Origin of the sequence: Glutamicibacter nicotianae (assembly GCF_006539525.1) — a bacterium.
Lineage (GTDB): Bacteria > Actinomycetota > Actinomycetes > Actinomycetales > Micrococcaceae > Glutamicibacter > Glutamicibacter nicotianae.
This window is the reverse complement of the sequence record NZ_BJNE01000001.1, coordinates 54183-73456: the sequence shown is the minus strand read 5'-3', so window position 1 is coordinate 73456 and position 19274 is coordinate 54183. Positions and strand designations below refer to the sequence as shown.

Sequence of the window (19274 nt, the reverse complement as noted above, 5' to 3'; positions counted from 1 at the left end):
CGGCCTCCCACGCCGCCGGAAACTAGCCGGCGAACCCTGGCCAATAGTGCGAATCAGGCAAGGCCCGTGCACCGAATAGGCCCTGGCCCACGCGCACCACCGTGGCTCCTTCGGCAATGGCCAGCTCGAAGTCCCCGCTCATCCCCATGGACAGCTCTTCCACGCTGCCCAGGTTCAATTGGCGAAGCTCTTCGCGCACGGCAACCAGCTTCCGGAAGCAGGCGCGGACCAGTTCCTGCTGTGGCGAGAACACCGCCAAGGTCATCAATCCCTTAACCTGCAGCCGCTCGAAGCCCTGCAACTGCCTGAGGAACTCCGGAGCCTGGCCAGGTTCCAGCCCGAACTTGGATTCTTCTGACGACGTGTTCACCTGGATGAACACTTCAAGGGTGCGGTCCTCGATCTCCAGCCGGCGCTCCAACGCCTGTGCCTGGCGCAGATTATCCAGGGCCTGGAACTCGTCGGCGAACCGGGCCACGTACTTGGCCTTGTTGGTTTGCAGGTGCCCGATCACCGAGTACTTCAGCTGCGGCAGGTCCGCCAGCTCCTGGTATTTCTCCCACGCTTCCTGCACCTTGTTCTCCCCCAGCCAGTGAACCCCGGCCGCGATCGCCAGGCGCAGCCGTTCGACCGGGACGGTCTTGGTCACCGGCAGCAGCCGCACGCTGCCCGCCGCCCGACCGGCCTTGGCCTCCGCCGCGGCAATCCGCGCGCGGATGGAGGCCAGGTTCGCTGCGAAATCCGCTTGGGTGCTCGCATGCCGCGCTGCTGGATTCTCAGTCATCGTCCCTCCTTGGCTCTCATCCTAGGCACGAATCGCCTGCGTCCGCACCTGCCGCCGCCTCGGCGCCCTGCGGGATTGGCTAGGCTGGAAGCAGCAGCACAGCACTTCAAGGAGAGACAATGCCCGAACCGCGCCGCATGGCCAACACCACCGAACTGGCCGCCGGAAAATCCAACGGAGCGATCTGGAAGCTGGAACCCGAGCAGCGCGACCTGGACGCCAACGTCATCTCCCTGGCCCCGGGCGAGGAGATCGGGCAGCACCAGGGCCCGGAGCTCGACGTGCTGCTGCACGTCTTTGCAGGTTCCGGGGTGCTGCGCACCGCCAGCGGATCCATCGAGCTGGCCATCGGCGACATCATCTACCTGCCCGCCCGCTCCCAGCGGCAGTTCGTGGCAGGCGACGCCGGCTTGGGCTACTTCTCGGTGCACCAGCGCAAGCACAAGGCCGGGCTGATGCCCAGCCTGCGCAGCTAGTCCCAGGCTCCCGTTTCGAGGAAGCGCTCGAGCTGCGCTTGATAGGGCGCCAGGTCCAGGCCCTGCCCTGCCACCCAGTCGGGGTTGTAGTAGGTCTTCGCGTAGCGCTCGCCGGAGTCGCAGATCAGCGTCACCACCGAGCCCTGCTCGCCGCGCTGCAGCATCTGCGCGATGATCATAAAGGCCGCGTAGAGGTTGGTTCCGGTGGAACCGCCGGCGAAATAGCGGGTCTTGGCGCGCAGGAAGTGCATGGCGGCCAGCGAGGCGGCGTCGGGCACCTGCACCATGCGGTCGATCACCCCGGGGACGAAGCTCGGCTCCACGCTGGGCCGGCCGATCCCCTCGATGCGCGATCCGCGGCCCGTGGCGTAGCCCAGGTCCCCGGTGCGCCAGCCCTCATAGAACGACGAGCCTTCCGGGTCGCCCACGCAGATCCGGGTCTCATGCCGCTTGTAGCGCGCATAGCGCCCGAACGTGGCGCTGGTGCCGCCGGTCCCGGCGCCGACGACGATCCAGCTGGGAATCGGATGCGCTTCGGCAGCCATCTGCGCGTACACCGACTCGGCAATGTTGTTGTTCCCGCGCCAGTCGGTGGCCCGCTCGGCATAGGTGAACTGGTCCAGGTAGTAGCCGCCGGTGCCGGCGGCCAGCTCGCGGGCCGCCGCGTCGACGTCTCCGGCCGCGTCCACCAGATGGCAGCGGCCGCCGTAGAACTCGATGAGCTCGATCTTCTCCGCGCTGGTGGACCTGGGCACCACCGCGATGAATTCCAGCCCCAGCATCCGCGCGAAATAGGCTTCGGAGACCGCGGTGGACCCGCTGGAGGCTTCCACCAGCGTGGTGCCTTCGGAGATCTTCCCGTTGACCAGCCCGTAGAGGATCAGCGAGCGGGCCAGCCGGTGCTTGAGCGAGCCGGTGGGGTGCACCGACTCGTCCTTCAGGTAGAGCTCGATCCCCCAGTGGCCGGGGAGCTCGAAGCGATGCAGGTGGGTGTCGGCGCTGCGGTTCGCGTCAGCGTCGAGCAGGGAAATGGCACGTCGTACCCAAGGCTCAGTCATGCTTCCACTCTAGCCGTGGCGAACCATTTTGGTCCCCGGGCCGTGGTACGTTCGGATTCGTGAAGACAAGGCTGGTTACCGTGGGCTATGCGGCCGCCATCCTGCTCGGCTTGGGCTGGGCGGCATGGGCGGTGCTTTCGGCCGCCGGGCTGGAAGATCTCGCCGGCGGCTGGCTGGGCCAGGATGCCACCGTCGCCTCCGTTCCGCGCATCGGGCAGCTGCCCTGGTTCGGGCTGATGGCCGCCGTGGCGTTCTACGCGATCTGGCAGTGCCTGCCGCAAGAACGCACCGGGCTGCACCACCGGCTGCGGCCCTGGGTGCTCGGCGCGGTGCTGTGCAACGCGCTGTGGGTGGCGTTCCTGGAGCGCGACCGCATCGGCGCCTCGCTGGCTTTCGGCCTGCTCCTGCTGGCCCTGCTGGTCCGCATTGTGGTGATGGTCGGCAGGACCGTGGCGCTGCGGCAGGTGGACCGGTGGATCACCCGCGCCAGCTTCGGCCTGTTCGCCGGGTGGCTCTCGGTGATCGTGCTGGCCGAAGCCGTCGCCGTCACCGCGCACTCCGGCGCGGACGCCGGCTCGCTGATGTTCAAGGGAGCCTGCGCGCTCGCGGTGCTGCTGCTGGCGCTGTTCCTCAGCGCGGTCAGCTTCAAGAACCCGATGGGGATCTACCTGAACGCCGGTGCGCTGTGGGTGATCGGCTGGATCATCGCCGACCGCTATACCGGGCAGTCCACCTCGCCGGGGTTCGCGACGGTGCTCTCGGTCGCCGCGATCCTGATGCTGCTGTGCCTGTTCAGCGCACTGCGCACCCGGATCCGCGCGCTGCGCCGGCCCTCCCAGTAAGTTCCCAGTTCGCAGTGAGCGCAATGGCGCATCCTTGAGCGCCAACCTCCGGCTGGCTAGGCTGGAACCGAGACCTCAAGGTCTACCCGACTCCAGGTCCACCAGAGAGGAACAACATGTCGAAAACTGCCAAGAGCTTGAAGCAAGTTGAGAAGTCGCTGGCGAAACTCGCCAAGACCGCCAAGGAAGAGCTGCCCAAGGAAATCCGCGGCAGCTGGAACGAGGCCGTCGCCGGCGTCAACACCGATGCCATCAGCAAGGCCGGCGCAAACCTGATCGAAAATGTCGGTGGGAACTCCAAGGCCGCCAAGCGGGCCCGCGCCTCCGTGGAGAACGCCGTGCAGGCGGCCCAGAAGAGCCTTTCCGCCCCGGAGAAGAAGTCCGGCAAGGGCGGCAAGTTCCTGCTCATCTCGCTGGTCATCGCCGCCGTGGCAGCGGTCGTGATCTCGCAGAAGAAGAACTAGCTTTAATCCGCGAAGGCGTGGCACCCGTGCAGGTGCCACGCCTTCGCTGTGCCCGGGGACCCGCCGGCTACTTGGCGCGGGCCCGTGAGCTCTTGATCGCCGCCGCCGCGCCGAGCAACGCGATCACCGCGCCCACCGGGATCAGCCAGAAGCTGTTGGCGCCGGTGTCGGCGAGGTTTTCTCCGGCTTCAGGCTCGGCTGGCCGCGACTGCTGCGGCGCATCCGTAGGCGCCTGGGGCTGTCCGGATTCCCGCTGCGGGGACTGCGAAGGGCTCGCCGTTGGTTCCGTGACCGGAGCTTCGCTCTGTTCCTCGCTTGGCTGCTCGCCCGGCTGCTGGCTTGGCTCGTCGCTCGGTTCCGTGCTCGATTCCGGGCCGGCCAGGTCGAACACCTTATCGGCCGTACCCAGGTGCGCGAACACGGTCTCGCCGGTGGCGTCCTCCACCGCATCGTTGTCGGTCACCACGTAGACCTCGCCATCGGCAACGGCCAGGCCCTCGAGCTTCTCCTGGGTCCATCCGCTGGTTTCCTGCAGCGCCGGCAGCACATCGGCCGCCAGCGTCTTCTGCACCAGCGGCATCTCCCCGGCCGCAGCGTCCGGAAGCCGCACCTGGTAGATCTTCTTGTGCGCGGCGTCAGGCCCCGCTTGATTATCACGCTCGATCACCGCGTAGGAGCCATCGGGCAGGGCGGTGATTTCCGACAAGCCGTTCCAGGCGCCGTCCGCGGCCGCTTCCAGCTGGTAACCGTACCAGCTGAATTCGCCGATGGCCGGCAGGTACTTGCCCAGGCGGACGTAATCCTCTCCGGGCAGATCGCGCTGCACCGCGAACACCACTTCTTCCTTTTCGCCTGAGCCGGTGGCGGCGATGCCTTCCAGCCCGTGCTTGCCCAGCTCCGCCAATTCAGGCAGCGCGATCTCCTCCTGCACCACGCCTTCCGCGTCGATGCGCACCAGCAGGTTCTCCGCCCCGCTTTCCCCTTCATGGGCTGCCCAGAATCCGCCGTCGGCGCGGGCGGCAAGGCCTTCCAGGTCCAGTTCGACACTGGCCTCGGTGACCTCCATCGAGGATTCGACGGTGGCCGGGGTGCCGGCTTCCAGGGTGTAGATGCGCGGCTGGTACGCGTTGTCGCTGACTGCGAAGAGCTGCGAGGCATCGGCCGGGTTGGCCGACAGCCCGCTGAGCGCGCCGAACGGCACCGGAACGTGCGGATCGGAGGACAGCTGCGGGAATTGCGGTGCGGCGGCACCGAAGCTGAACAGGTTCAGCGCCGAACGCACCCCGTTCTCGGCCTCGTCGGTTTCCGAGGAGACGGCGAGCAGCTCGCGGCCCGGGATCGGCAGGATGCCTTCCGGCCCGTTGGTGGTGGGCAGGGTCTGCAGGTACTTCGGCGCGCGCGGGTCGGTCATATCGTAGACCGCAACGAAGTTCCCGCGTTCGGAGGCGACGAAGGCGTAGTCGGTGCCCTGGTATTCGCCGATGGCCAGGCCCTCCGGTTCGGTGCCCTTCTTCCCTGCCCGGCTTTCGGGGAACAGCCCCTGGGACAGCGCGAGATGCTCGAAGCTGTTTCCCGCATCCCACACCGGTTCGCCGGTGCTCGAATCGAAGACGGTGAAACCGCGGCTGCCGCCCTTCCAGTCGCCCTCGTTCGCGGTGGCCAGGTAGCGGTCCTGGATCCAGCCAATGGCATCCGGTTCGCGTGGCACCCCCAGCAGCGAGCCTGCCGGGTCGAGTTTTCCGTCCTCGTCGGTGTCGATTCCGTCCAGGTCCACGGTGCCGGCGCTGAAGGCCTTGGTGATGGTGCCGCTCGGCAGGTCGATCAGCACGATGCCGTTGTTTTCCTGGAGAGAGACCGCCGCCTGGTTGCGCGCGTTGATGCTCACGTATTCGGGTTCCGGATCCTGCGGGGTGTCCAGCCCTGCCTGCGCTAGCTCATCCAGCGCTTCGGGGTTCTCGCGCGTTCCGCCGGCCAGCGGCACCTCGCGCAGAGACCAGTCCGCCGGGGACTCGCCCACCGTGTCGAGGATCGCCACCGAACCGGCAGGGGCCTGCGGCAGCCCTCCGTCGCCGGCATCCTCGTCGCGTTCGTTCTCGATGGCGATCGCCGCATAGGCGCCGTCGGCGGACAGCGCAATGGAATCGGGCTGGCCCGGCAACGCGATGCTGTGCACCAGCGTGCGGTCGGCAATGCGCACCACGTCCACGCGGCCCGAGGGATCGCTGTAGCTGGTGGAGGTGTTGACGACCACCATCACGTACTCGCCGAAGGCGGCGACGCTGGTCGGCTCGTCCTGGGCGCTGCCCAGCTGGTGCAGCGGCAGGGTGCCCAGGCCCACCGGCTTCGCGGCGTCGGAAATGTCGACGAAGCCGATCTGGCGCGAGAGCGCGTCGGTGTAGATCAGCGTCTGCCCATCGGCCGAGACGGTGGAGATTTCCGCGGCGGTCTGCGCCGCGGCGCCCTCGGGATGGTTCTGGTGCACCGGGTAGGTGGCGGTGCGCTCGAAATAGCTTCCGCTCTCCGCGTTGGCCCCTGCGGCCAGTGCCAGCGGTGCGAGGCCCGCGGCCCCTAATGCCAGCGCGGCAAGGATGCCCGCTGACCTCTGTGCGGTTCGATTCACGTCGGTAGTCCCCCGAAAATTGCTTGGCGTTTGCTTGAGATGACCTCCCAAGATTCGCAAGCCTTTGAGGCCGGCAGGCGAACACCAGGTGACGCCCGGGTGTCAGCTGGACGTCGCTTTCGACGCAACTGATCCAGCAGGCAGGCGGCCGCTAGGCCCAGGGCGTGAACTCGCCAGTTCGGGCCAACCGGTCGCCCAAGGGACTGATAACCGCAAAAGCATCCTGCCCACCGAATCCGTGGACCGTGTCGCGCTGGATCAGTGTGGTGCCATCGGCCAGCTCGATGCTCATCGCAAGGACCATGCTGGCGCCGGTTGCCTGCCGCTGTTCTTCAAGGCGCCCGGCGGCGACCGCTTCCACGATCTGCGCCAGCTGCCCGATCGATGCCGCATCAGCTGGCCAGGTCCACTCGGCGCCGGCCACGGTGAGCACCAGCAGCGTGGGGACATCGCTGAAATCCAGCCGCCAGTGCACTTCGGCGGCGCCGGCGGCCCGCGGCAGCATCGAGATCTGGCCTAGGCCATCGGAGCGCACCTGGGCCAAGTGGCCGTAGCGCTTCGCCAGTTCCTCAGCGAGTTCACGCAAGTGGACGCTTGCGCTGCTGAGCTCGAACTGCGCGCGAGCGGAGTCTTCGCGCGCTGAGGGATCCGACGGGCAGCCCAATTGCGGATCCCAGTCGCAGATCTGCGGCAGCTGGTTTGGGTCGAGAAGTTCCAGGGTGACGTGGATGAGATCGTGATTGAAGTCAGTGCCCGCAGGGACGCTGGTGGTCGGGGTGATCCTGGCCGGTTCCCCGGAGGGCTGCAGCACTCCGGGATCGCCGATGGCCGGCTCGTAGTGGTGGTCGATGTAGTGGATGTCCGCCACTATGCCGTGCACCGGACTCACCGGCACCCCGGATTCGCTGAACGTGTCGTGGTCATTCAGCTCGCAGGCCACGGTGCCATCCGGGTAGCGCAGCCGAGCGACCTCCCAGCGGACCTTCTCGCCCACTGCGAAGCCCGGATGGCAGCAGGCATGAAGCGCGCCGGAGATGTCCAATTCGATCTGCATGGCACTACGCTAGCCCAGCGCGGGTTGCCGCGGCGGGAACGAACCGGCCAAAGCCCGATAGGATTGCCAGGTGGCCCATATCGACGTAACAGACATCCAGTATTTCCTTTCCGACGGCACCGCGCTGCTGGGCGGGGTGGCCTTCAAAGTCACCGCCGGTTCCAAGACCGCGCTGATCGGACCCAACGGCACCGGCAAGACCACCCTGTTCAAGATCATCGCAGGAGATCTGACGGCGGACGAAGGCTCCATCAACCGCACCGGCACCCTGGGCATCATGCGCCAGTTCGTCGGGCAGGTGCGCGACGAGTCGACGGTGAAGGACCTGCTGCTGTCCACCGCCGCCCCGGCGCTGGCCCAGGCCGCCGCCAAGGTCGCCGAGTACGAGGCGAAGATGCTCACCAGCGAGGACGAGAAAGTCCACATGCGCTACGCCGAGGCGATCATCGAATGGGGCGACGCCGGCGGCTACGAGCTGGAAACCACCTGGGACAAGGTCTGCATGGCCGCCTTGGGCGTCGGCTTCGACAAGGCCGGGGACCGGCTGGCGCGCACCCTGTCCGGCGGCGAGCAAAAGCGCCTGGTGCTCGAAGCACTGTTCGAGGGCAACGACGAGCTGCTGCTGCTGGACGAGCCGGACAACTACCTGGACGTGCCGGGCAAGCGCTGGCTGGAGGAGACGATGTCCCGCTCCAACAAGACCGTGCTGTTCATCAGCCACGATCGCGAGCTGCTGAACAACGCCGCTACCCGCATCGTCACCCTGGAGCCGGGCCATGGCGGGGCGACCGCCTGGGTGCACGGCGGGGCGTTCGGTTCCTATGTGGACGCCCGCAAGGAGCGCAACGAGCGCTTCGAGGAGCTGCGCAAGCGCTGGGACGAGGAGCATGCCAAGCTCAAGGAGCTGGTGAACATGTACAAGACCAAGGCCGCGTTCCGCTCCGACATGGCCAACCGCTACCAGGCGGCCACCACCCGGCTGGAGAAGTTCCTGGAAGCCGGCCCGCCGCAGGCCATCCCGCTGGAGCAGAACGTGCAGATGCGGCTGAAGGGCGGTCGCACCGCCAAGCGCGCGATCGTCGCCGAGAAGCTTGAGCTGGCCAACCTCATGAAGCCCTTCAATACCGAGATCTGGTTCGGCGACCGCGTCGGCATCCTGGGATCCAACGGCTCGGGCAAATCGCACTTCCTGCGTCTGCTGGCCTCCGGCGGCACCGACCCGGAGCGCGAGCACCTGCCGGTCTCCGACGTGGTCATCGAGCCGGTGGAACACGCCGGCACCGTGAAGCTCGGGGCGCGCATCCGCCCCGGCTACTTCGCGCAGACCCATTCGCGCCCGGACCTGTTCGGCCGCACGCTGCTGGAGATCCTGCACCGCGGCGACGAGCACCGCTCGGGCCTGCCGCGCGAGGCGGCCGCCGGCGCGCTGGATGGCTACGGCCTGGCCGGGCAGTCGGAGCAGAAATTCGACTCGCTCTCCGGCGGCCAGCAGGCGCGCTTCCAGATCCTGCTGCTGCAACTCTCCGGGGCGACGCTGCTGCTGCTCGATGAGCCCACCGACAACCTGGACCTGCATTCGGGCGAGGCGCTGGAACGCGCCATCGACGCGTTCGAGGGCACCGTCCTGGCAGTCACCCACGACCGCTGGTTCGCCCGTGGCTTCGACCGCTTCCTGGTCTTCGGCTCCGACGGCAAGGTCTACGAGTCCGACACGCCGGTGTGGGACGAGGCCCGGGTGCAGCGCGACCGCTAGGCCGCGAGGTTCTGGCGCGCCTCCAGCGTTCTGTCCGAGCGAAGCCCCTGCCAGGCGCTGAAGCCCAGTGACACCGCCAGAGCCGCCAACGCCGCAAGGCCGGCAGCCGGGGCGGTCGTCCAGATCCCGTTCTGGGCGAACAGCGCCGGCACCGTGCTGGACGGGATTCCGGCGCTGACCAGCAGCCAGCCGGCGAAGCGCTGCAGCTCGATGCCACCTAGCCGTTGCACCCCCAGCGCATGCTGCAGGAACAGGCACAGCCACATCAGCGCCCACGACAGCCAAATCACCGCGAAGATGGGATCCGTGCTCAGGGACATCACCGCCTTGTACACGGCGATCATTGCCACGAAGGCGCTGAACCAGCCGAAGGCGCCGGTATCGAAGCCGCAGAGCGTATTCAGGCCCACCAGAAGATAGGTCATTCCGAACAGGTAGCTCGGCCAGGCGCCATTGACCATCAGGGTGTCGCTGCCGGCCTGGACCATGATCAGCGTAGGCAGCAGGATTTGCACGCCGCCCACCATGAGGTTGAGCACTGCGGCCGAATGGGCCGGAATTCGGCCCAGGGACACCAGCCCGTTGATGAACAAGATCAGGCCTACGAAGACCAGCCCGACGTGGGCCATTGATTCCTCCACTCGCGCGGCTCACCCCCGGATGCGGATCCGGGAACCGGACCCGTGTCCTGCCGCTAACGACAGTTTCAGGTACCGATGCCCGGCTGGCAAATTCGGGTGAAATCGTTACTCGACCAGCTTGCCCTCCTGGGAGACTTCGGTGATCAGTTCCGCGATCTGCTCCGGGATCTCGGGAATCGCTTCGCGGGTGATCCCGGTGCTCGGCGACCAGACCAGGTTCACCTGCAGGGCCGGGTCCATGGCCGGGTAGTCGCTGCGGTTGTGGCAGCCGCGGGTTTCGCGGCGTTCGAGCGCCGCTTCCAGCGTGGCGCGGGCGGCCAACGCCGAGGACTTCAGGTCGAAGGCGTGCGCCAGGTCCTGGTAGCCGGCGATGTCCGGGTGGATTCCCACGTTCTCCATGCGCTGCTCGATTCTCTCCAGCTTCGCCAGGCCTGCCAGCAATCCCGCTTCATCACGCACCACCCCGGCATGCTCAGTCATCAGGTCACGGATGGCGCGCTGCAGGCTGCGCACGTTTTCCTGGCCCCGGGATCCGAGCAGCTCGGCGACGCGGGCGCGGGCGTCGGCGACGGCCTGGGCCGAGCGCGGCTGGGCGGCCAGCGAGGCGGAATACTGCGCCGCGTGCTGCCCCACGATGCGCCCGAAGACCAGCAGTTCGATCAGCGAGTTGCCGCCCAGCCGGTTGGCCCCGTGCAGCCCGGAGGAAGCCTCGCCGATGGCGTAGAGCCCGGGAACCTCGGTGGCATGCGTCAGCGGATCCACCCACACCCCGCCCATGGAGTAGTGCGCGGTCGGGGCAATCTCCATCTTCTGTTCGGTGATGTCCAGCATCTGCAGTTCCATCATGGTCTGGTAGACCCGCGGCAGCCGCTTCATGATGACCTCGCGGTCCAGGTGCGACACGTCCAGCCAGACTCCGCCGTTTTCGGTGCCGCGGCCCTCGCGGATTTCGGTGTAGGCGGCCAGTGCGACGCGGTCGCGGGTGGACAGCTCCATGCGCTTCGCATCATAGCGGGCCATGAAGCGTTCGCCCAGCGCATTGGTGAGGATACCACCTTCGCCGCGCGCGGCCTCGGAGACCAGGGTTCCGGCGTCGCTTTCCGGTTCGATGATGCCCGAGGGGTGGAACTGCACCAGTTCCGGGTCACGCAATCGGGCGCCGGCCTGGACGGCCAGGCGGAACGAGTCGCCGGTGTTCTCGTCGCGGCGCGAGCTGCTGCGGCGCCAGATGCGGTTGTGCCCGCCGGCGGCCAGGATGACCGCGTCGGCGTGGATGAGGTAGCCGGTGCCATCATTGACGTCGAAGCCGTAGGCGCCGAAAATCCGGCCTTCGGCGGTGAGCAGTTCGGTGATGTAGACGGTGTCGAGGATCGGGACCTGCAGCTGCGCGGCCCGTTTGATGAGGGTGCGCTGGATTTCCAGCCCGGTGTAGTCCCCGGCGAAGGCGGTGCGGCGGAAGGTGTGGGCGCCGAAGAAGCGCTGCGAGATGCGGCCGTCGGTTTCGCGGGCGAAGTTCATGCCGTAGCGTTCCAGGTCCTCGATGCCGCGGGCCGCGCCCTCGGCGACCACCTGCACGGTGCGCGGATCGGCCAGGAAGTAGCTCTCCTTGATGGTGTCCGCCGCATGTTGCTGCCAGCTGTCCTCGGCGTCCATCGTGCCCAGCGCCGCGTTGATGCCGCCGGCGGCCAGCGCGGTGTGCGCATCGTGGCGCGGGCGCTTGCCCACGGCCAGCACATCGGTGCCCGCCTCGGCCAGCTCGATGGCCGCGCGCAAGCCGGAACCGCCGGTGCCGATGACCAGTACGGAAGTGGATATCTGCTGTTCATTTCTCATGTTTTCCAGCATCGACCCACCCCAAGAATACGTCCAATGAATTATTGGCATGATGTCCATAGCAGTAGGCTATGCATCATGAATCTAGAGCAATTGCGCGGCTTCACCGCCATCGCCGATGTGGGGCACTTCACCCGTGCCGCTGAGCAGCTGCATCTGACCCAGCCCTCACTGAGCCGGCAGATCGCCACGCTGGAGCAGGAGCTGGGCTCCGAGCTGTTCCACCGCGCCCGCGGCAACATCACGCTCACCGCCGCCGGACAGGCCTTGCTGCCCCGTGCACGCCGGATGCTGGCCGACGAGGAATCCATCCGCACCGAAATGGCTGATCTGGCAGGGCTGCGCCGCGGCCGGGTTCGCCTGGGCGCGCCTCCGTCACTGTGCGTATCGCTGGTGGCCGAAGCGCTGTCGATCTTCCGCACCCGCTACCCCGGGGTGCAGCTGCAAATGTTCGAAGCAGGATCACACAAGCTGCTGGAGCAGCTCGACGGCGGCGCGCTGGATCTGGCGCTCATCGTGACCTCGGAGCACGCGGTGAACGGCAGCCATCTGGAGAACCTGCCGCTGCTGGAAGAACAATTGGTGGTCATCGACTCGCTGGAGCACCCGCATCTGGCCGGCAGCGAACTCGACCTGCGCGCGTTGGCGCCAGTGCCGCAGCTGGCCTTCGCGCACAGCTACGACCTGCGCGCCAGCACCGCTGCGGCCTACAAGTTGGCCGGCCTGGTGCCGAATATCGTCGTGGAGGGCGGGGAAATGGACGCGGTGCTGCGCTTCGTGCAGCGCGGGCTCGGCGTCGCCGTGGTTCCGGCGACGGTGGCGCTGGACGCCCCAGGCGTGCGCTCCATTGCCCTGCGCGAACCGCTGGCCCGCACCATCGGACTGGCGCACCGGCGCGATGTCTCATTGACCCGCGCGGCCGCGGCCATGCAGCACCTGCTGTCCGAAACGGCCGCGCAGCTGGCGGCCAGGCACGGGCAAATCAGCTACCTAGCTTGATCCCCAGGTGGCTGGCCATCGCCTCGCCCAGCAGGCCCAGCTGCAGCGAGCTGATCTGCGCGCCGCGCAACCCATCGACACCTTCCACATCAGCAAAATCCAGCCCCTGCAAATCCACCTCGCGCAGTTGCGCACCATGGCAGTTGATCTGCCCTGCCCGCGAATCGGCGAAGCCCAGGCGCTGGATCCGTCCGCCCAGATCGATCTCCTCGAACTGGCAATTGCGGAAGAGCACGTCCCGCACCGTGGCGCCGCGCAGGTTCAGCCAGCCGAATTTGCAGTTCTCGAACACCACGCCATCAAGCTGTGCCTCAGCGAAATCCGCGGAGCCGAAGCGGCTGTGGTTGACCCGCACGTCGTTGAGGAACACCCCGGCAGCCTGCAGCGCCGGTGCCCCGGCCTGCTCGAGCTCGCACTGGATCAGCCGGGCGTTGCGCACGGACTCGATCTGCACGGAACTGAACCGGCATTCCTCCAGCCGCGCGCCATCGGCCGCCAGCGGTGCATCGAAATCCCGGAAGTGCAGCAGTTCAATGTAGTCGTCTCCCAGGTCTCCGCGGTAGCCGCGAGCCAGCTCGGGCAGGGTGAAGCGGCGGATCCTCGGTGCCAATGCGCGTCCTTAAAGTTGTTTTCCGGCCAGATTCCCGGCGACGTCTTCCAGTGCCACGTCCAGGTGCGGCCAGCGGAATTCGTAGCCGCTGTCCTGCAGCACCCCGGGCAGCACCCAACGGGACTTCAGCAGCATTTCGGGTTCCACGCGCAGCACGAACATGGCCGGTTCCAGCATCCAACGATACGCGGGCAACCCGAATTTCCTGCCTGCGGCGCGGCGCAGCGAGGCCATCAGTTCCCGATTGGCTACCGGGTACGGCGAGCTGAGATTGACCGGCCCGGAGATTTCGGGGTGCTCGATGATATGCCTGATCGCGCCGAGCGCATCATCCACGTGGATCCAGCTGAAGCGCTGGTTCCCGCGCGTGCGATGCCAGCCGCTGCGTTCGGATCCGCTCGGGTCTTCCCCGATGCCGCGGTACCGCCGATGCGCAGGCCACCAGCCATCGTGCTGCGCCCCGCCAAGCCACAGCCGCGCAATGGCCAGCAGCTTGCGCGTGGCTGGGCCATCGCCGAGCACGATCGCCATGCGCAGGGCCACCCGGCGCGTGGGCAGCTGGCCGCGGAAGAACTCGCGTTCCCAGTTGCGCGCGACATCCACCGAGAAGCCTTCGCCGATCCGGCCGTCGGCCTCGGTGTTCGGCGCATCCATGCTGTGCCGGTATATGGTCGCGGTTGACGCATTCAGCCACAGCTGCGGCGGATTCGCGGCCCGGCTAACCGCTTCGTGCAGCGCACGGGTCGTGTCCACCCGCGAAGCGAGGATCTCGTTTCGGGCCGCATCGTGATAGCGGCAGCCGACATTCTTCCCGGCCAGGTTCACCAGCAGATCCGCGCCGTCGACCAGTGCCTCCAGCCCCGGGCCATCGCCCCACTGGGCATCGGACTTCTCGCCGCGGCCGATCACCGCCACTTCGTATCCGCCCTCGCGCAGCTGCGCTATCAGCCGCACGCCGATGAACCCGCTGGCTCCTGCCACTACCGCCCGCCGTGCAGCGCCGCCCATTGTTCCCCGCTAGAAGTCGTTGATCACCAGTTTCTTCATCTTCAGCATATTCTCGAAAGCGCCGGGCCGCTCCATCAACTCGCCCATGTTCGACGGGACGATCTGCCAGCTCACCCCGAATTTGTCGGTGAGCCAGCCGCAGGCCTCGGCTTCGGGCACCGCCGACATCGCATCCCAGACGCGGTCGATCTCGGCCTGCCCATCGCAGTGCCATTCCAGCGAGACGCCGGGGGTGAAGGTGAAATCCTGAGGCACCCCCGAGTCCATGGCCGCCACGCAATCCTCGCCCAGGGTGAATTGGGCGTACATCAGCGCTTCGGCGGTGGCGGATTCTGTCGGCTCCCCGTACGGGTAGGCGCTGTCCAGCTTCGCGCCGAGCACCTGCCCGTAGAACTCAATGGCCTCGGCCGCCCGGTTTTGGGCGGCACCGCCGAACATCAGCGAGGGAATCACCGACGCACGGGGCTCGACCGGTTCGCTGGTTTCCATCAGCTGCCAGGAAACGCCGTATTTGTCGTTCACCCAGCCGTAGCGTGTGCTGAACGGGTAGGCATCCAGCGGCATCAGCGCGGTGCCGCCTTCCATCAGCGCGGACCAGGTGGCGTCGAGCGACTCGCGCTGGCCGGTGCTGAAGACCAGGATGATCGAGATGGAGGGATTGGGCTTGAATTCCTGGCCCGCGTTGATCAGCGTGATTTTCGTTCCGCGCACCCACAAGGACACTGTCAGCGGCTTGCCGGCAAGGGGCTGCTGGAATTCCAGCAGTCCCTCGCTCGGGTAGCGCGATTCAACTTCGGTAGTTGCCTCAGGCAAGGAGCGGGCATAGAACTCCCCCGCCTCCTCGCCATTGCCTTGCATCCATAGATTGACAACGAGATTTTGCATGACGAACCTCCTAGCTGGGCGATGCTCCCAAACTACCCTTTCAGGCCCGCTGGCAACAGGTGGAACAGTGAATTTTCAGCCCCGATTCACCTGCGCGTCCCGCGGTGTTCTCCCGGTGAACTCGTCCATCGAGTGGTAGACGCCGATGACCTTGCCGGCCACGAAATCCCAGGCCGGACGGGGCAGCACGCCGCGCAGCAGCTGGCCCAGCTTGCTGGTCCACGGCATCAGCACCAGCGGGGTGCCCGCAAGCATCGCCCGCCACGCGCGGTCCACCACCGCTTCCGGTTCCAGGATCGGGGTCAGCAGCATCGACTTGGCGCCGGCGAACATGCCGGTGCTGATATAGGTCGGGCAAATCGTGCTCACCGCGATCTGCTCGTTGTCCTCCAGTTCGAGGCGCAGCGAATCGCTGAAGGACAGAGCCGCGGCCTTGGAAGCGGCGTAGACGCTCATGTTCGGGTTGGACACCAATGCGGCCGCCGACGCCATGGTCAACACCCGGCCCTTGCCTCGCCGCCCCAGCTGCGGAAGCAGGGCGTGGGTCAAGTACATCGGGGCCAGTGCGTTGACCTGCATGGTCGCGGTGATCTGCGCGGTGCGGTGTTTCGCGAAGGACGTGCCGGTTACCACCCCGGCGTTGTTGACCAGCACGTCGATTCCCCCGCTCTCAACCGCTTCGGCTGCGTAGTGGTGGATCTGGGCCGGGTCGGCAAGGTCCACCACGTACGCCTCGACAGTGCCGCCGAGCCGGCGCAATTCTTCTGCGGCCGCGTCGAGCCTTGCCGTGTCGATATCCCAGATGACCACGCGCGCCGCGCCTTCGCGGCAGGCCTGCTTTGCGAAGAGCAAGCCCATCCCCTGCGCCGCCCCGGTGATCAAGACATGCAAACCGGCTACCGATTCAAGAGGCGTCTTGCCCATATCTGTACTCCTTCAGGATCCGTATGGCATCAGCCTAGCCTGTGTCGCGGCTAACAATTGGGCTATTTTCATCGAGTGCGCCCAGCATTCACCGCTAGCCTTGGAGCATTGGACCGACTTGTCGAAAGGACGACCGTGCGCATTGACCGCTTGGACGCGGATTTGATCGAACTGCTCACCGAATCGCCGATGCTGCCGGTGATGGAGTGCGCCCGGCGCCTGGGTGTTGCCCGCGGCACGATCAGCAGCCGGCTGGCCCGGCTCCACGAGGCCGGCGTCATCCAGGGCATCATCCCGCGGATCAAGCCTGCCGGGTTCGGCTACACGCTGGTCGCGTTCTGCCAGGTGGAGATCATCCAGCGCTATGGGCATGACCCGGTGGCGACCGCGCTGGAGGAATCCATCCCGGAGATCGTCGACATGTACACCGTGACCGGCAGCTCGGATTTGCAGTTGCGCGTCGTGGCCCGGACCCCCGAGGACCTGCAGGAAATCTTCAACCGGATCAACAAGGTGCCAGGTGTGGCAAGGACCTCATCGTCTTTCGCCCTGCACGAGCATTTCCAGGGGAGAACCCTGCCACTGGTCGCAGCGTGCGCTAGGAGCGAGGCCGATGTGGAAAAGAGTGGGCAGATTGACCAGTAAAATGGGTTACTTGGCGGAGAACGCTATGCAGCCTGCATAGGAACAGGGGTCGCGATTGCGCCGGCAGATTCAATCAACCTACAGTCGATGCTTGTGAATCGCGACACGCGAGGATATGAGCAGGGCCACCGCTGACCACGCACCACGGCTTTGCCATACGAACGATTGCCGGCCTCGTGCAGCTCTGGCAGTCAGAGAGGAACCTCATGACCCTTCACCAGCGCCCCTCCTTGCAGGATGTGCCCGCTTACAAGCAAGGCAAGCCCGCAGCCGCTGGAGCCTCGAAACTTTCATCCAACGAGTCGCCGCATGCGCCGTTGCCATCGGTGCTGGACAGCATCCAGGACGGCCTGGCCAACATCCACCGCTACCCGAGCATTGCGGCACCCGAACTGACCGGCGCGCTCAGCGCGCAGTTCGGCATCCCGGCCGAGCACATCACCCTGGGTGCCGGATCGGTCGAGGTCGCGGCCCAGATCATCCATGCAGTGGCCGCCGAAGGCGACGAGGTCATGTACGCGTGGCGCTCCTTCGAGGCCTACCCCTCGCTGGTGCGCATCGCCGGGGCCACCCCCGTCGAGGTGCCGCTGGATGCCGAATGCCGACACGATCTTCCAGCCATGCTGGACGCCATCACCGAGAAGACCCGGCTGATCTTCATCTGCAACCCGAACAACCCGACCGGCACCGTGGTGCAGGCCGAGGCCCTGGACGCCTTCATCAACGCCGTGCCGCGCAACGTGCTGGTCGTCGTCGACGAAGCCTACGTGCATTTCGACCGTTCGGCCGTGCGGGCCGACGGGATCGAGCTGTTCCGCAAGTACCCGCATGTGGCGGTGCTGCACACCTTCTCCAAGGCCTACGGGCTGGCCGGCTTGCGCGTGGGATACGCGATCAGTCCGCTGGACGTCGCTGCGAACCTGCGCAAGGTCGCCGTGCCGTTCGGCGTCACCGACCTGGCCCAGCGCGCGGCGGTGGCCTCGCTGGCCGCCATCGACGAATTGTCGGTGCGCATCGAGGAAGTCGTCGCCCAGCGCGAACGCATGCACGAGGGCCTGGCCGCTGCCGGATACCCGGTCGTGAAGTCGCAGGCGAATTTCGTCTGGGTGGACGCCGGCGAGGCGACCGTGGAACTTGAAGCCAAACTGGCAGCCGGCGGCGTGGTGGTTCGTGCCTTCCCCGGTGACGGGTTGCGGATCTCTTCGGGCACCGCGGAAGATGTCGACCGCGTGCTCGCCGCCCTGCCAGCGGTGCAGGAGGCCACCGCGTGAGCGCAGTCAAAGCCCCCGAGCAGCTGCATGCCGGGCTAACCCAGCGCCAGATCTCCATGATGGGCCTGGGTGGCGCGATCGGCGCTGGCCTGTTCGTCGGGTCCGGCCAGGCGATCTCCATTGCCGGACCGGCGGTGCTGGTCTCCTACCTGATCGCCGGCACCGTGATCATCGTGATCATGGCGATGCTTGCCGAAATGGTTGCCGCGAACCCCTCCTCGGGTGCGTTCTCGACCTTCGCCGGCCAGGCCATGGGCCGCAGCGCCGGCTCCACGCTGGGCTGGCTGTACTGGGTCCAGCTGGTCGTGGTGATCGCCGCAGAAGCGACCGGGGCCGCCGCCATTACCGCCGGGTGGGTGCCCGCATTCCCGCAGTGGGCATGGGTGCTCAGCTTCGTGGTGATCCTCACCGGGGCGAATCTGCTCGGCGTGCGCAACTACGGCCGTTTCGAATACTGGTTTGCCGTGATCAAGGTGGCGGCGATCATCGCCTTCCTGGCCTTCGGCGCACTGGTACTGGCGGGCGTGATTCCCACCCCTGAACCGGTGGGCTTTGCCAACCTGGCCGCCCACGGAGGCTTCGCCCCCGGCGGCATGGCAGGGATTGCCGCGGCCGTGCTGATCGTCATCTTCTCATTCGGCGGCACCGAAGTTGTCTCGATCGCGGCCGCCGAGTCCAAGGACCCGGCTGGCAACATCAAGCGCGTGGTCAAGTCGGTGATGCTGCGCATCCTGTTCTTCTACCTCGGTTCGATCCTGGTGATTGTCGCCCTGGTGCCATGGAATAACCCGGCCGTCGCCGAAGGGCCATTTGCCGCCGCGCTGGATGTCATGCACATTCCGGGCGTGGGCTTCATGATGAACGCCGTGGTCGTGGTCGCGCTGCTTTCGGCGATGAACGCGAACATCTATGGTTCCTCGCGCATGCTGTACTCCCTGGGCCAGCGCAAGCTCGCCCCGCGCGCCGTCACCCATGTGACCGGCAAGGGCGTGCCGGCGAAGTCCGTCATCAGCTCGGTATCGTTCTCGTTCCTGGCTGTGGGCCTGAACTGGATCTGGCCGGATGCGGTCATGCCGATCCTGTTGAACGTGGTCGGTTCGACCATCATCGTCATCTGGGCGTTCATTGCCGTCACGCAGCTGATCCTGCGTCGTCGTGCGGACCGCGACGGTGCGCACCTGCCGTTGCGCCTGTGGGGTTTCCCGGGCTTGTCGATCGCGACGATCGTCCTCTTGGCAGCGATTGTCGTCATTGCGATGACCGATCCAGCCGCACGCACCCAGCTGCTGCTCACTGGCGGGCTGACCGCCGCGATCTGGGTGATCTCCAAGATCGCGTTGCGCGATGAGAGCGGGGATTCGGTGGACGCCTGAAAATCTCCGTGAAGCCTAGGTCCAGCAATTGCTG

General features: G+C 66.7%; 18 protein-coding genes. 8 read left to right on the top strand and 10 right to left on the bottom strand.

Going from position 1 to position 19274, the window contains the following annotated elements; all coding sequences use genetic code 11:
- Positions 1-22: 22 nt before the first annotated feature.
- Positions 23-784, bottom strand: coding sequence for a YggS family pyridoxal phosphate-dependent enzyme (locus ANI01nite_RS00330; RefSeq protein WP_141355248.1), 762 nt, complete (start codon positions 782-784; stop codon positions 23-25).
- A gap of 119 nt (positions 785-903) precedes the next feature.
- On the opposite strand from ANI01nite_RS00330, the gene ANI01nite_RS00325 reads away from it, so the two are divergent.
- Complete coding sequence (locus tag ANI01nite_RS00325) at positions 904-1260, top strand: cupin domain-containing protein (RefSeq protein WP_038991241.1); 357 nt, start codon at positions 904-906, stop codon at positions 1258-1260.
- On the opposite strand, the gene ANI01nite_RS00320 is transcribed toward ANI01nite_RS00325, so the two are convergent.
- On the bottom strand, positions 1257-2318 hold the full coding sequence (locus tag ANI01nite_RS00320) for a PLP-dependent cysteine synthase family protein (RefSeq protein ID WP_141355247.1): 1062 nt from the start codon (positions 2316-2318) through the stop codon (positions 1257-1259). The two genes, ANI01nite_RS00325 and ANI01nite_RS00320, sit on opposite strands and share 4 nt — an antisense overlap.
- Before the next feature lie 59 nt (positions 2319-2377).
- Between ANI01nite_RS00320 and ANI01nite_RS00315 the strand changes: the two genes are divergently transcribed.
- Positions 2378-3160: a TspO-related membrane protein gene (locus tag ANI01nite_RS00315; protein ID WP_141355246.1), complete on the top strand. Its 783-nt coding sequence runs from the start codon at positions 2378-2380 to the stop codon at positions 3158-3160.
- A gap of 116 nt (positions 3161-3276) precedes the next feature.
- Positions 3277-3624 (top strand): hypothetical protein, encoded by a 348-nt coding sequence (locus ANI01nite_RS00310; protein WP_038991245.1) that lies wholly within the window; start codon positions 3277-3279, stop codon positions 3622-3624.
- Between the two features lie 67 nt (positions 3625-3691).
- Here ANI01nite_RS00310 and ANI01nite_RS00305 read toward each other — a convergent pair whose 3' ends face one another.
- Together ANI01nite_RS00305 and ANI01nite_RS00300 are read right to left on the bottom strand one after the other, a co-directional pair.
- Entirely contained in the window at positions 3692-6244 is a 2553-nt protein-coding gene (locus tag ANI01nite_RS00305; protein WP_141355245.1) for a choice-of-anchor I domain-containing protein, read from the bottom strand.
- Between the two features lie 151 nt (positions 6245-6395).
- Positions 6396-7298 carry a hypothetical protein gene (locus ANI01nite_RS00300; protein WP_141355244.1) on the bottom strand — a complete coding sequence of 301 codons (903 nt, stop codon included), beginning with the start codon at positions 7296-7298 and terminating at the stop codon, positions 6396-6398.
- A gap of 70 nt (positions 7299-7368) precedes the next feature.
- Here ANI01nite_RS00300 and ANI01nite_RS00295 point away from each other — a divergent pair, with 70 nt between their 5' ends.
- Positions 7369-9051 carry an ABC-F family ATP-binding cassette domain-containing protein gene (locus tag ANI01nite_RS00295; RefSeq protein WP_141355243.1) on the top strand — a complete coding sequence of 561 codons (1683 nt, stop codon included), beginning with the start codon at positions 7369-7371 and terminating at the stop codon, positions 9049-9051.
- Here ANI01nite_RS00295 and ANI01nite_RS00290 read toward each other — a convergent pair.
- A complete protein-coding gene (locus ANI01nite_RS00290; protein WP_141355242.1) occupies positions 9048-9680 on the bottom strand; it encodes an AmiS/UreI family transporter in 633 nt (210 codons plus the stop codon). The two genes, ANI01nite_RS00295 and ANI01nite_RS00290, sit on opposite strands and share 4 nt — an antisense overlap.
- 117 nt (positions 9681-9797) lie before the next feature.
- Positions 9798-11525: an L-aspartate oxidase gene (locus ANI01nite_RS00285; protein ID WP_141355241.1), complete on the bottom strand. Its 1728-nt coding sequence runs from the start codon at positions 11523-11525 to the stop codon at positions 9798-9800.
- A 78-nt stretch (positions 11526-11603) separates the two neighbouring features.
- Between ANI01nite_RS00285 and ANI01nite_RS00280 the strand changes: the two genes are divergently transcribed.
- Entirely contained in the window at positions 11604-12524 is a 921-nt protein-coding gene (locus tag ANI01nite_RS00280; protein WP_073706157.1) for a LysR family transcriptional regulator, read from the top strand.
- Here the strand turns inward: ANI01nite_RS00280 and ANI01nite_RS00275 are convergent.
- The 4 genes from ANI01nite_RS00275 to ANI01nite_RS00260 form a co-directional block, all read right to left on the bottom strand.
- On the bottom strand, positions 12508-13134 hold the full coding sequence (locus tag ANI01nite_RS00275) for a pentapeptide repeat-containing protein (protein ID WP_141355240.1): 627 nt from the start codon (positions 13132-13134) through the stop codon (positions 12508-12510). The genes ANI01nite_RS00280 and ANI01nite_RS00275 overlap by 17 nt on opposite strands.
- Positions 13135-13143: 9 nt before the next feature.
- Positions 13144-14142, bottom strand: a complete 999-nt coding sequence (locus tag ANI01nite_RS00270; protein ID WP_141355239.1) for an epimerase — start codon at positions 14140-14142, stop codon at positions 13144-13146.
- A 9-nt stretch (positions 14143-14151) separates the two neighbouring features.
- A complete protein-coding gene (locus ANI01nite_RS00265; protein WP_141355238.1) occupies positions 14152-15027 on the bottom strand; it encodes a VOC family protein in 876 nt (291 codons plus the stop codon).
- Positions 15028-15102: 75 nt separating this feature from the next.
- On the bottom strand, positions 15103-15951 hold the full coding sequence (locus tag ANI01nite_RS00260; protein ID WP_141355237.1) for an SDR family NAD(P)-dependent oxidoreductase: 849 nt from the start codon (positions 15949-15951) through the stop codon (positions 15103-15105).
- A 135-nt stretch (positions 15952-16086) separates the two neighbouring features.
- Here ANI01nite_RS00260 and ANI01nite_RS00255 point away from each other — a divergent pair, with 135 nt between their 5' ends.
- The 3 genes from ANI01nite_RS00255 (at position 16087) to ANI01nite_RS00245 (ending at position 19240) form a co-directional block, all read left to right on the top strand.
- The gene (locus tag ANI01nite_RS00255; RefSeq protein ID WP_066138551.1) at positions 16087-16596 is read left to right on the top strand and encodes an Lrp/AsnC family transcriptional regulator; all 510 of its coding nucleotides are present in this window, start codon (positions 16087-16089) and stop codon (positions 16594-16596) included.
- A 206-nt stretch (positions 16597-16802) separates the two neighbouring features.
- On the top strand, positions 16803-17867 hold the full coding sequence (hisC, locus tag ANI01nite_RS00250; RefSeq protein WP_141355236.1) for a histidinol-phosphate transaminase: 1065 nt from the start codon (positions 16803-16805) through the stop codon (positions 17865-17867).
- A complete protein-coding gene (locus tag ANI01nite_RS00245) occupies positions 17864-19240 on the top strand; it encodes an amino acid permease (RefSeq protein WP_141355235.1) in 1377 nt (458 codons plus the stop codon). Before hisC ends, ANI01nite_RS00245 begins: the two co-directional genes overlap by 4 nt.
- Positions 19241-19274 lie beyond the last annotated feature (34 nt).

Excerpts from the sequence above, each read along its gene's own strand:
- ANI01nite_RS00330 (WP_141355248.1), bottom strand. The coding sequence starts at position 784 with ATGACTGAGAATCCAGCAGCGCGGCATGCGAGCACCCAAGCGGATTTC.
- ANI01nite_RS00325 (WP_038991241.1), top strand. The coding sequence starts at position 904 with ATGCCCGAACCGCGCCGCATGGCCAACACCACCGAACTGGCCGCCGGA.
- ANI01nite_RS00320 (WP_141355247.1), bottom strand. The coding sequence starts at position 2,318 with ATGACTGAGCCTTGGGTACGACGTGCCATTTCCCTGCTCGACGCTGAC.
- ANI01nite_RS00310 (WP_038991245.1), top strand. The coding sequence starts at position 3,277 with ATGTCGAAAACTGCCAAGAGCTTGAAGCAAGTTGAGAAGTCGCTGGCG.
- ANI01nite_RS00300 (WP_141355244.1), bottom strand. The coding sequence starts at position 7,298 with ATGCAGATCGAATTGGACATCTCCGGCGCGCTTCATGCCTGCTGCCAT.
- ANI01nite_RS00290 (WP_141355242.1), bottom strand. The coding sequence starts at position 9,680 with ATGGCCCACGTCGGGCTGGTCTTCGTAGGCCTGATCTTGTTCATCAAC.
- ANI01nite_RS00285 (WP_141355241.1), bottom strand. The coding sequence starts at position 11,525 with ATGAGAAATGAACAGCAGATATCCACTTCCGTACTGGTCATCGGCACC.
- ANI01nite_RS00280 (WP_073706157.1), top strand. The coding sequence starts at position 11,604 with ATGAATCTAGAGCAATTGCGCGGCTTCACCGCCATCGCCGATGTGGGG.
- ANI01nite_RS00270 (WP_141355239.1), bottom strand. The coding sequence starts at position 14,142 with ATGGGCGGCGCTGCACGGCGGGCGGTAGTGGCAGGAGCCAGCGGGTTC.
- ANI01nite_RS00265 (WP_141355238.1), bottom strand. The coding sequence starts at position 15,027 with ATGCAAAATCTCGTTGTCAATCTATGGATGCAAGGCAATGGCGAGGAG.
- ANI01nite_RS00260 (WP_141355237.1), bottom strand. The coding sequence starts at position 15,951 with ATGGGCAAGACGCCTCTTGAATCGGTAGCCGGTTTGCATGTCTTGATC.
- hisC (WP_141355236.1), top strand. The coding sequence starts at position 16,803 with ATGACCCTTCACCAGCGCCCCTCCTTGCAGGATGTGCCCGCTTACAAG.